The following is a 12,431-nucleotide window of genomic DNA, read 5'->3' on the forward strand; positions in this document are numbered from 1 at the left end:
TCGTGTTGTTAGTAGTTTTAATGAGTTTATCACTCATTGGTATAATTTTTGTTCAATCGTATTTCATCAATAAGAGTTTACAAGATGAGCGTGAACAGTTTAAATTAAGTGTAAAACGTTCTTTAAGTTTCACTTCTAATGAAATAGAAGAGATTGAATTCGCAAACTTTATTGAAAAACTTCAACAATATAAAGTTGATAAAGAACCAGATTCTACATTATTGCGCAAGATATTTGTAACGTTAGACGATGAGGCGAATGATCAAACAATTGTGCATAGCAATATAGTAGTAGAAGAACGTTTTAGAAGCCCGTCATTGTTCTTTGAAATTGATGCAGACAGTATAGATTTATCAAGTTTTTCTAATCAACGTGTAACAGAAGTTTATAATAACTCTTCTTTATATGAAGGTTTAAGGTCACCGATAAAAAAGACTAACGAAGTTACTGAGCTACCGGAAGAAACCAAACGGTTAATGCAAAAAAACTCGTTTAAAGACTTAATTAAAGCGTACGATTATCCTATATACAAGAGGATTAATCAAGAAAAATTAGAAGATCTATTGCGTAAAAACTTGAGTAATCAAGGTATAGATATAGATTTTGAGTATGCTATTTATGATGAAGACCTATCAACTAAGATAAAATCAGATAATTTTGAAATCACTAAATCTTCTCGGGGCATAGAAATATTATTAGATGATAATAATGAAAGCCCTTATAGACTTTGGATAGACTTCCCAGGGAGAAATAAGTTCTTGGTATCTTCAATACTATTAATGATTGTACTATCCATAGTATTTACATCTATAATTGTTATCGCTTATTCTAGTGCTATTTATCAGTTAATTAAGCAACGTCAAATATCTCAGATAAAGACGGACTTTATTAATAATATGACGCATGAGTTTAAAACTCCAATAGCAACAATAAATTTAGCTTTAGACGCCATTAAAAACCCTAAAATTATTGGTGATGCTGAGAAAGTTAAACGCTATTTGGGTATGATTAAGGACGAGAACAAACGTATGCATGCGCAAGTAGAAAATGTACTTAGAATTTCTAAGTTAGAAAAGAATGAATTAAATATTAGTAAGGAACGGATAAAGTTACACGACTTAGTTGAAGATGCTATAACCCATGTAGAGTTAATTGTAGAAGATAGAAAAGGTTATGTAAAATTGCATTTAAATGCTGTTAAGTCATCAATATTAGCAAATGAAACCCATTTTACAAATGTGGTTGTTAATATACTAGATAATGCCATTAAATATTCTGATAATACGCCAGAAATAGACGTATATACAGAAAATGTAGGCAACAATATATTGCTTAAAATTGCCGATAAAGGAAACGGTATGTCTAAGCAAGTACAAAAAAAGGTGTTCGAAAAATTTTATAGAGAGCACTCAGGTAATGTACATAATGTAAAAGGCCATGGATTAGGTTTGGCCTATGTAAAAAGAATAATAGATGACCATCAAGGTCATATATCAGTTGAAAGTGAAAAAGGGAAAGGTAGTACCTTTATAGTAAGTCTACCATTAATATCATAAATTATGGAAGAACAAAACAAAAAGATACTTTTAGTAGAAGACGATCCAAATTTTGGAACAGTCCTTAAAGATTATTTGATGATGAATGACTATGATGTTGTTCATGCAAAGAATGGTATGGAAGGTTTTGAAAAATTTAAGAAGGATGATTACGATCTATGTATTTTAGACGTAATGATGCCTTATAAGGATGGATTTACTTTAGCTAAAGAAATTAGAGAAAAGAATACAGATGTTCCTATTGTTTTTCTTACCGCTAAAGCCATGAAGGAAGATGTTCTTAAAGGTTATAAAGTAGGTGCAGACGACTATTTAAATAAACCGTTTGATAGTGAAGTGCTATTAATGAAAATTAAAGCCATTATGCAACGTAAGGCTACAGATACAGTTGCAGATAGTAAGCAATTTGAATTCACTATTGGTAAATTCGATTTAAACTCTAAATTACGTTTCCTAAAGTTCAATGGAGGTGAACCAGAGAAATTATCACCTAAAGAAAACGAATTATTACGTTTGCTTGCATTGCATGAGAATGATTTAATGCCTCGAGAGTTAGCATTAACTAAAATATGGCGTGACGATAATTATTTTACATCTCGTAGTATGGATGTGTATATTGCTAAGTTGAGAAAATATCTAAAGTTAGATCCTAATGTAGAAATCTTAAACATTCATGGAGAAGGTTTCCGTTTGGTTATCAATAAATAATATATAAATACTAGTGTTAATTGAAAAAATCCAGTCTTTTAGGCTGGATTTTTTATGTTTTCAATTTCTATTGTAATATAATCTATAATGTCTTCAACATTAGTTTTATAGTCAAACCATTTTGTGGTATTATCTTTTTTAAACCAAGTTAATTGGCGTTTTGCAAAACGACGTGTATTCTTTTTAATCTCACTAATAGCAAAATCCTTTGTCCAATGTCCTTCAAAAAACTGAAATAACTCTTTGTAACCTACAGTATTTAGTGCATTTAAGTGTTTTTGGTTTAATAAGGATTTAGCTTCTTCCATCAAACCGTTTTCAATCATAATATCCACGCGTTCATTGATGCGATTGTATATGATTTCTCTATCTGCATCTAAGCCAATACTAATAGTTTTAAAGTTTCTTTTTTTATTAGGATTACTTAAGAAACTAGAATAAGGTCTACCAGTACCTATGCATATTTCTAAGGCTCTGATTAAGCGTTGTGGATTATCAATAGCAATTGAAGTATAACTTTTTGGGTCTAATAAATTTAATTGTTTTTGAAGCGGTAAAATACCTTCTAACTCTAATTTATTATTTAATTCTTTTCTGATTGAAGCATCCACCTTAGGGAAATCATCTAGACCATTAATAACAGCATTAGTATAAAGTCCAGAACCACCAACCATTACTGCAACAGAATGTTTTTTATATAATAATTCTAGGGTATTAATAGCATCTTTTTCAAAAGCACCAACATTATAAACCTCATAAATAGATTTATGCTGAATAAAATGATGCCTAACATCTTGTATTTCTTTAATTGAAGGCACTGCTGTTCCTATATTCATCTCTTTAAAAAACTGTCGTGAGTCTGATGATATAATTTCAGAATTAAAATACTTAGCTAAAGCTATGCTTAATGTTGTTTTTCCAATAGCAGTTGGTCCAACAATAGAAATTAAAAAATTATTCATTATAGAGTTGGTATCCGCATTTATGACAGAATTGCGCACCATCTTTGTGCGTATCATCTAAACAATTTCCGCAAGATTGAGAATTTAAAGGAATGTCTTCTTCACTAGAGTTATCATTATTTTTAAGAGAATGTGTGTATTCTGCAGATACAATTCCAGTAGGCACAGCAATAATACCATAACCTAAAACCATAACTAGAGATGCTATAAATTGACCAATCGGGGTTTGTGGTGTAATATCTCCAAAACCAACTGTGGTTAAAGTAACGATACACCAATATACACTTTTGGGTATATTAGTAAAGCCGTTTTCTTCGCCTTCAATTAAATACATTATAGTTCCTAAAATTATTGCGGTTATTATAACTGCAAATAGAAACACAGATATTTTGGCTTTACTCGCTTTTAAAGCATTGACTAAATTTTGAGAAGCTCCTAGATAACGTGCTAGTTTTAAAATTCTAAACACACGTAATAGACGTAAAGCTCTTAGAGCAACTAATGCATGTGTACCCGCAAATATTAACGATAAATACTTTGGTATTGTGGCTAAAAAATCGACAATACCATAAAAACTAAAAATATATTTAAAAGGTTTTTTTACAGTTACGATTCTAGCGATATATTCAAGCGAGAAAAGAATTGTAATAACCCATTCGGAGATGTTTAAAAAATTGTGATACTTGTCGTCAAAGCTTTTTACACTTTCTAGCATTACCAATATAATACTAGCAATAATAGCAATGAGTAAAATAACATCAAAACCTTTGCCTTTAGGCGTATCAGCTTCATATATAATTTCATGAAGCTTAGACCGCCAATTTTTATGTTCAGTATTAGAATTCATGTGCTAAATTTACAAAACTAAAAGTTATTGCTTTTCTAAAACCACAATGGTGTTATTTTGAACCTCTACAACTTTACTCATAAAGTTTTTTAAAGCTTCATAGTATTCTGCTCCGTATATGGGTTTGTCAAACTTAATTTTAAGAAAAACCATAAGTTTATTACCTTCTTGTTTGCATGTAAATAAGAAAGAACCAGACTTATTAGGAATAATAATATTTACTGGCTTAGGTATTTCTATAATTTTAAGATGATCCTTTAAATATATTTCAGCACTAAATTGATATATATCCTTATATCCAAAATCAATAGGGTAATTACGTTCTTTAAGCCTAAAAGGATTTTCTTTGAAAAATTTAAATAAAAAAGGATTAAAATAAATCTTGTTATTTATGAAATCGGGTTCATAAGTAAACTCTATAGTTTCATTAAATTGATCTTCAGATTTATTAACAGTATTAACCTTATGATCTTCAATGTTAATATTTGTGAAAGCATTTTTAAATACATCTAAGTAAATGTCTTCATCTTCAAAATATGCCTTTCTAATATCTTGGGAAGGGAATCCTGTAGTTTTATTTTCTAACTTACCATTAAAGACACCATCATCATTAAATGAGAGTTCAACTCTTTTTTGGTGTAAAGAATATTTAGATATATTTATATCTTCCCAAGTACTTAGGTTTTCAAAATCCATAATCCGTCCATATTGATTGAGACATCTAAAAGGTAATTCTCCAAAAGGTACATATTTATCGGTAGCATCTAAATAATATATTTTATCGTCAATTTTAACACGTACTATCAAATAATTAAAATCGGTGATTACAGGATACAATTTTGTTGGTAATCCATTATCTCGAGTTGAAATAAGCATTGGAGATGCATCTATATCATTTAAATTTAAAACATTATAGAGTAAGCTATTAATCTCATAAACACTCCCTGATTTAGTTTTAGTTAAAGGTTTTAGATTGTCATTAATAGATCTATTATTGTTATTCCAAGTATATGCATTAATCACATATTCATATATTGCTTTTGCTTTTTCATATTGATCCGTTATTTCGGATATATCTTTAGGAATAACACTTTTTAAATAACCTCTTTTCTTCAATAGTTCTCCAGTATTACTTTCTTTTATTTGAGTATCTACTATCTCCCAATTATTAGAAAATTTCTTTATTTTTCCGTCAGGAAGCTTTATAGATTCTAATTCATAGTCTAGTTTAGAAATATAGTTATCTTTTGAGCTAAGGAAACTCTCGCTAATAAATGGAGGGACATCATTTAGTTGAAATAATATATTTTCACATGCACTAACTTTAGAGCTAGTAAAGAAAGATTCACTAACACATTTTGGAGAAGACATTTTGTCCATATGACTCAACGTTAACCCTCCAACTAATTTAGTGTTATAAGTCCAATCTATCGGTATGCTAGATAAATATTCACTGGTTATTTTAGGGATATCGTCTTGAAAATACCAGGGTTTAAATTTGTATATAAAAGGTGATATAACTTCATATTTATAGGTTATTACTGAGCCTTCTTTTAAATTAGGAAGTGTAAACTTTACTATTGTACTTAGACCATCAAAATTTTCTACAAATATTTGATCATCTTTTAGTTTTGTAGCAATTATAGAATCGTTCTCAATATTATATGTTGTAGCTTCAAGATTTCTTATAGTTTCCCCGAGTCCGCCATTTCCAAAAAGTATTATAGAAACGTTACCATTTTCAAAACCATTTTTATTAAATAGTTTAATTTTTCTATTTACTTTTTGAGTTAGATTAAATCTACTCCTATTAATTGAAGTAATACCGTATTCATATATAACTACAGCGTTTGCGGTTGAATCTTTGTCATAAAAATTCATCTCTAAATCTGCTTTAGTTACTTTTAGTTGGTCTTCAAATTTCTGAGAAAACAAATTTATAGATTTAAGGAGTATACATAGTAAGAAAAATATTTTCATATAGAGATAGTTTAATTGTTTTGCTCTATCGTACTTTAGGTGAAATGTAAGAATTGGTCATTAACTATGATGCATGTTACGTAATTATTGCTTTTCTAAAACCACAATGATGTTATTTTGAATCTCAACAACCTTACTCATAAAGTTTTTTAAAGCTTCATAGTATTCTGCTCCGTATATAGGTTTATCAAATTTTATTCTCATAAAAATGGAAAGCTTATTTTCATTAGAGTTGAATGAGAATAATACAGATCCAGTTTTATTGGGTAGAGCAAGAGTCATTTTTTCAGGAAGCTCTATAACTTTTAATTTATTCTTTAAATCAATTTCTAAAACATAAGAATACGATTGTTTATAGCCAAAATCAATTGGATAAGTTCGTTGCTGTAACTTGAATGGATTTTCAGAATAAAACTTTATCAGAAATGGGTTTAAATAGACTTTATTTCCAATAAATTCATCTTCTAAAATGACATTTAATTCTTCATCAAATGATGTGCTATTTTTAGAAAGGCTAGTAATTCTATGTTCTTTTATATTTATTTGAGCATACTGATTTTTAAGACGTTCTAAATACTGACTAGGGTTTTCATAATAAGCTTCTCTTATATCATATGAAACATAACCTGTACTTTTATTTTTAATAACTCCACTCAATAAATTATTATCATTTAATTCTAATTTTGCAGATATTTGATAAGCGGAATAGTTTTTTGGAACTATATCTTCCCAATAGCTAGCATATTTAAAATCAAATAAACGTCCATATTGATTTAAACACCTATAAGGTAGTTCGCCAAAAGCTAAGTAAGGATCTGTAGCATCTATAAAGTATTCTTTTTCATCAATGATGGTTTTTAAAATCATGTAATTAAAATCGGTATTTACAGGGTATACTTTTGTTGCTAAACCATTATCTCGAGTGGATATTAAAATAGGATAGACTTCAAAATCTTGACTGCTTAGAAGATTCTCTAAAAAGATATTAAGCTCATACGCATTACCAGATTTGTCTTCTATTAATCGTTTTGTAGAAGCGTCATAGCGACCATATTTGTTATTCCATCTATAATCATCAAGAACAAATTGATAGATCGCTTTTGCCTTTTCAAGTTGTTCAGGTATATCTGTAATAGTTTTTGGTAAAAGGTCCTTTACAGCATTTTTCCTGTTTAGTAGTCTTCCAAAGTTAGGATCTCCCTTCATATCTTTATCAATATCATCCCAACTTTTGGTTAGCTTTTCAATTTGGCCATCAAAATGTCTTATAACACTTAACTCATATTCTATATGAGATAAATAGTTGTTACGAGTGGTAGTGAAATTTTCATCTTTATAGGCAGGAATGTTTTTCATTATATATTTAGTAACTGCACAATTAGCAGAAGCACCTCTGCCAGCTTCTAAACAATAATAATCTATATCGTTTTCTTGGCTAAATAAAGGAATTGAACCTACGAGTTTAATATTATATTCATAATTACCAGGTATACTCGTGTTATATTCACTATAAAGTACTGGATCTTGACCTTGAAAGTACCAAGGTTCAAATTTATTAATGAAACTTGTTGATTTAGTGTAGCTATAGGTAATGACACTTCCTACTTTAACATTTGGTAAAACCAATCTTACAATAGTCCAATTTTTAGTGCTTTCATCTTTAAATATAGCTTCTGGTGAAATTTTGGAAATAATAACTTCTCCATTTTCTATATTATAGGTCATTGCTTTAATGTCTTTAATAGATTCTTTTGAAGATTTATTACGATATAGAGGTATCTCAATTTCGCCTCGATTTAATCCATCGGTGGTTAAAATTTTAACCTTTTGTTTATATTCTATGTTTAACCAAAAAGTCTCTTTATTAAAAGAAGCGCTCCCATAATCGTAGATGGTTAATGCATTGGCCGTAGAATCTTTTTGGTAAACAGTAGTTTTTAATTCATCTCTTGTTACTTTCATTCCAAAAGTATAATCTTGCGAAAATGTCTGTACAGAACTAAATAATAGATATAGTAGAATTAATATTTTCATGGCTAAAACAGAATAATTTTTAATCTTTTTTTATTGCGCCTAACATAACTTTGTATAATGTGCTGATTGTCTTTGTTATTTTGCATTGGTGTAATTAAAGATAATAAAACATCTTTATTTAAAATTTGATGATTCAAATCAAAAAAACCTAAGCCTCTAAAAATACCATTTTCAATAACAACAACACTTTTTTCTTCAATCTCTCTTCCGCGATCAACAATAAGCATGTTTTTATTTTCATAGCTATAATGCTTTATAAGTGCATCTACTTTTTTATTATAATCTTCTGTAGATTCTTCTTGAATACATGCGCCTAAACACTCTTTTACATCATATTTAAAACAACTTGCATTGGTTTTATAAATGCCTGTTAGTTTTTGGCAGAGTTCAAAATCATCTACAACTTTAAACATAAAATGTTTAGCACTTTGGCGATTACTAAAAGTAGTAATAGGTAATTCTTCTCTGTTTGCTTTATCTACTTTAAGATTTCTATATCCATGATGATCTGTAAACTCATATAATGCATGTGTAAAAAGAGTTTTTCGTAAAGCTCTGTTTAATATGGGTTTATTTTTTTTTATTTCATTACTCTCTTTTAATAATGCAACAAGTTCGCTACCTGTTTTTTCGTAGGTTACGGAAGATACCAAAGCCTGTAATTTTTTAGACTTGGAATTGGTGCCGGTAAAATGCTGAGTAATACGTTTCTTTATGTTTTTGCTTTTTCCTATATATATAATTTCGTCAGCTTCATTATAGATATAATATACACCGGTTTCACTTGGTAAACTCTCAATTATGGTTTTTAAATTTGCAGATAACTTTGATTTTTGTTCAATTTTAATAGCATTTTTTATAATCTGCTTTTCAGTGTCTTTATTGAGCAGCATTTTAAAAAGTTTAATAGTTGCTTGTGCATCACCAGCAGCGCGATGTCTATCACTAACAGCAATACCTAAAGCTCTTGCTAATTTTCCTAAGCTGTACGATTCCATATCAGGAATGAGTTCTTTTGATAACTCTACAGTGCATAAGGTTTTACGTTTAAATGGAAAGCCTAAACGTTGGAATTCGGTTTTTAAAATGCGATAATCAAAAGAAGAATTATGAGCTACTAATATACAATCTTCGGTAATCTCTACAATACGTTTAGCAACCTCATAGAATTTAGGAGCATTTTTAAGCATATTAGAATTTATACCGGTAAGATTAACTACAAAAGGCTGTATTTCTCTTTCAGGATTTATTAAACTAATAAACTGATCTGTAATTTTGTGTCCATCAAACCGATAGATAGCAATTTCAGTAATTCCTTCTTCATTGTACTTGCCTCCGGTAGTTTCTATGTCTAATATTGCGTAAATAGTGAGCTATTATCGATTAAAAATTAATGGTAAAAGTTATGTGTTATTCTATAAGAATCAAAGAACTTTTAGTTATAATTTCTAGCTCCAAAAATACTGCTACCAACACGTACCATTGTACTACCGCAATCAATAGCTAATTGATAATCACCACTCATACCCATTGATATGATTTTGAGGTCTTTATTGTGTGTTTTTAAAATATCAAAAGTAGTTTTAAGGTTAATGAATTCATCTTTTATTTGTTTCATATTCTCAGTAAAAGTTGCCATGCCCATTAAACCAACGACTTTAATATGTTTTAAATCTATAAAATCATCGGATATAAGAACATCTAAAGCATCATTATTTGATAAGCCAAATTTACTATCTTCTTTAGCTATTTTAATTTGAAGTAGACACTTAATAATACGATTGTGTTTTTGTGCTTGTTTATTAATCTCTTTTAATAGTTTTAAACTATCCACACCATGAATTAAATCTACAAACTCGGCCATATATTTAACCTTATTGGTTTGAACATGTCCAATCATATGCCACTGAATATCTTTTGGCATTTGCTCATGCTTATCAACCATTTCTTGGATTTTATTTTCACCAAAAATACGCTGACCAGCATCATAAGCTTCCATTAAATCAGATACAGGTTTTGTTTTAGACACCGCAACTAGAGTAACATGGTTTGGTAGTTGAGATTTTATTTTAAGTAAATTGGTTTTTATACTCATTTTTAAAATTCATAAATGGTAACACCACTTCTTAATTTTGGTTCTATATAAGTGCTTTTTGGAGGCATTTTTAAACCGTCATCAGCTATGGCTTTCATTTGATCTATTGTAGCCGGAATCATACCAAAACCAACTTTAAATTCACCACTATCAACCTTACTTTTTAAATTTACAATATCTCTCTTACCACTTAAATAATCAATTCGATTATTGCTACGTAGATCATCAATACCTAAAATAGGTTTAAGAATTGTTTTATAGAGGAGTTGAGCATCTAGTTTATCTAAAGATGTTTTAAATTTATAATTAGGCTTTCTCAAGTATAAAGAATAAAACTCGCTATCTAAATACATGCTAAAATGATGTTTTTTAGACGGCTTATATGGCATTAACCCTCTATTTTCTATACGATACATAGCATCTAACTGAATTAAAAACTCTTCTTTAGTTAATCCGTTTAAGTCTTTGATAAGACGGTTGAATTCATGAAGTTTTAATTCAGACTCAGGAATAAGAAAACTCATAAAATAATTATAAGTTTCATTTCCAGTAGGTTTAGATGTTTTGGATTTTAAATCATCTTGTAATAATAAAGATGATGATGATCGATGATGGCCATCTGCTATATATAAAGTCTGCATTTGTGCAAAAGCTTGGATTATAGCGTTTAACTCATCTTTAGTATCTATTTTCCATAGATAATGCGTATCTCTATATGTGGTTGTAAATTCAAATTCAGCACGTTCTTTTTGAACGTTATTAATTATTTCTGTAAGACTTTCATTATCAGGATAGGTGAGTAGTACAGGTTCTGCATTAAACCCTACAGTTTTTAGATAATCTTTAAAAATAATTTCACGCGTTTCTATGGTGTCTTCGTGCTTTTTTATAATATCGTTTTTGTAATCCTCTACACTAGCAGCAGCAACAATACCATTAAAAACTTGACGATCTCTATCCACTATTTTGTAGATGTAAAATGAAGCCAAATCATCTTGGATAAAGACATTATCTTCTTTAAATTCAGAATATCTGTTTTTTACCAATTGATAACGCTCCTTGCCAGAAATTTCTTTATCGTATTTATAACCAGGGTTTACAATATGAAGAAATGAATAGGGATTATAATCTAACCTTGCTTCGCGTTCTGCTTGAGTATAACTTTGGTAAGAGCGCGAAGCCACTAAACTCACCTTGTCTCGTGTAGGCCGTACTGCTTTAAAAGGAATTATTTTAGCCATGTAGCTTAGTTTTAAATCCAGTATTCAATCTCTGACAAGAATGATTCTGAAGGTTTTGATTGTTTACTTAGAAAATTGCGAAGCAATTTTTTCGGCTTTTCTACTTTCAGAATAATCATAAAAACCTTCGCCTGATTTTACACCAAGCTTACCTGCATTTACCATATTTACTAATAATGGGCAAGGTGCATATTTAGGATTTTTAAAACCATCATACATTACATTTAAAATAGATAAACAAATGTCAAGACCAATAAAATCTGCTAATTGTAGTGGTCCCATTGGATGTGCCATACCTAATTTCATTACCGTATCAATTTCTTCAACACCAGCGACACCATTATATAAGGTTTCTATAGCTTCGTTAAGCATAGGCATTAAAATACGGTTTGCAACAAACCCAGGATAATCATTTACTTCTGTAGGTATTTTACCTAATGTTCGTGACATATCCATAATGGTATTAGTCACTTCATCACTAGTATTATATCCACGAATAATCTCTACAAGTTTCATAATTGGCACAGGGTTCATAAAATGCATACCAATGACCATTTCTGGTCGCGATGTCACTGCAGCTATTTGAGTTATAGAGATTGAAGATGTATTTGTTGCTAAGATGGTATCATCTGGGCAAGCTTCATCTAATTGCCTAAAAATATTTAGTTTTAAATCTAAATTTTCTGTAGCAGCTTCTACAACTAGGCTTGCATATTCCACACCAGCTGTGATATCTGTAAATGTTGTAATATTCCCTAAAGTTTCTACTTTATCGGCTTCAGTAATACGTTCTTTAGCTACCATTCTGTCTAGATTTCTAGTAATGGTATCGATACCGCGTTTTAATGATGCTTCACTAATATCTATAAGTTGAACTTTAAAACCAGATTGAGCAAAAGTGTGAGCAATACCGTTTCCCATGGTTCCGGCTCCTATAACTGCTACGTTTTTCATTTAAAAATTTATTTTTTATTCCCACGAAAGTGAGAATCTGTTATTATTTACTTT

Annotated in this window: 10 protein-coding genes; 2 read left to right on the top strand and 8 right to left on the bottom strand. The window is 29.6% G+C overall.

The window, feature by feature from the left end; all coding sequences use genetic code 11:
* Positions 1 to 20: 20 nt before the first annotated feature.
* Together K8Z87_RS09415 and K8Z87_RS09420 are read left to right on the top strand one after the other, a co-directional pair.
* A complete protein-coding gene (locus K8Z87_RS09415; protein WP_227477252.1) occupies positions 21 to 1,556 on the top strand; it encodes a sensor histidine kinase in 1,536 nt (511 codons plus the stop codon).
* A 3-nt stretch (positions 1,557 to 1,559) separates the two neighbouring features.
* Complete coding sequence (locus K8Z87_RS09420) at positions 1,560 to 2,264, top strand: response regulator transcription factor (protein ID WP_227477254.1); 705 nt, start codon at positions 1,560 to 1,562, stop codon at positions 2,262 to 2,264.
* A 38-nt stretch (positions 2,265 to 2,302) separates the two neighbouring features.
* On the opposite strand, the gene miaA is transcribed toward K8Z87_RS09420, so the two are convergent.
* The 8 genes from miaA to K8Z87_RS09460 all read right to left on the bottom strand — a co-directional run bounded on the left by miaA (position 2,303) and on the right by K8Z87_RS09460 (position 12,377).
* Positions 2,303 to 3,226, bottom strand: coding sequence for a tRNA (adenosine(37)-N6)-dimethylallyltransferase MiaA (gene miaA / locus K8Z87_RS09425; protein ID WP_227477255.1), 924 nt, complete (start codon positions 3,224 to 3,226; stop codon positions 2,303 to 2,305).
* Positions 3,219 to 4,073 carry an ion transporter gene (locus K8Z87_RS09430; protein WP_227477257.1) on the bottom strand — a complete coding sequence of 285 codons (855 nt, stop codon included), beginning with the start codon at positions 4,071 to 4,073 and terminating at the stop codon, positions 3,219 to 3,221. Before K8Z87_RS09430 ends, miaA begins: the two co-directional genes overlap by 8 nt.
* 24 nt (positions 4,074 to 4,097) lie before the next feature.
* On the bottom strand, positions 4,098 to 6,053 hold the full coding sequence (locus K8Z87_RS09435; RefSeq protein WP_227477259.1) for a hypothetical protein: 1,956 nt from the start codon (positions 6,051 to 6,053) through the stop codon (positions 4,098 to 4,100).
* Positions 6,054 to 6,137: 84 nt separating this feature from the next.
* Positions 6,138 to 8,087 (bottom strand): DUF3857 domain-containing protein, encoded by a 1,950-nt coding sequence (locus tag K8Z87_RS09440; protein ID WP_227477261.1) that lies wholly within the window; start codon positions 8,085 to 8,087, stop codon positions 6,138 to 6,140.
* A 2-nt stretch (positions 8,088 to 8,089) separates the two neighbouring features.
* A complete protein-coding gene (locus K8Z87_RS09445) occupies positions 8,090 to 9,454 on the bottom strand; it encodes an exonuclease domain-containing protein (RefSeq protein ID WP_227477313.1) in 1,365 nt (454 codons plus the stop codon).
* Between the two features lie 68 nt (positions 9,455 to 9,522).
* The gene (locus K8Z87_RS09450) at positions 9,523 to 10,182 is read right to left on the bottom strand and encodes a YggS family pyridoxal phosphate-dependent enzyme (protein ID WP_227477262.1); all 660 of its coding nucleotides are present in this window, start codon (positions 10,180 to 10,182) and stop codon (positions 9,523 to 9,525) included.
* A 2-nt stretch (positions 10,183 to 10,184) separates the two neighbouring features.
* Positions 10,185 to 11,423: a DUF1015 domain-containing protein gene (locus tag K8Z87_RS09455; RefSeq protein ID WP_227477263.1), complete on the bottom strand. Its 1,239-nt coding sequence runs from the start codon at positions 11,421 to 11,423 to the stop codon at positions 10,185 to 10,187.
* Between the two features lie 63 nt (positions 11,424 to 11,486).
* Positions 11,487 to 12,377 carry a 3-hydroxyacyl-CoA dehydrogenase family protein gene (locus K8Z87_RS09460; RefSeq protein WP_227477264.1) on the bottom strand — a complete coding sequence of 297 codons (891 nt, stop codon included), beginning with the start codon at positions 12,375 to 12,377 and terminating at the stop codon, positions 11,487 to 11,489.
* Positions 12,378 to 12,431: the final 54 nt, after the last annotated feature.

The organism is Winogradskyella immobilis (assembly GCF_021887715.1).
Taxonomy (GTDB): Bacteria; Bacteroidota; Bacteroidia; order Flavobacteriales; family Flavobacteriaceae; genus Winogradskyella; species Winogradskyella immobilis.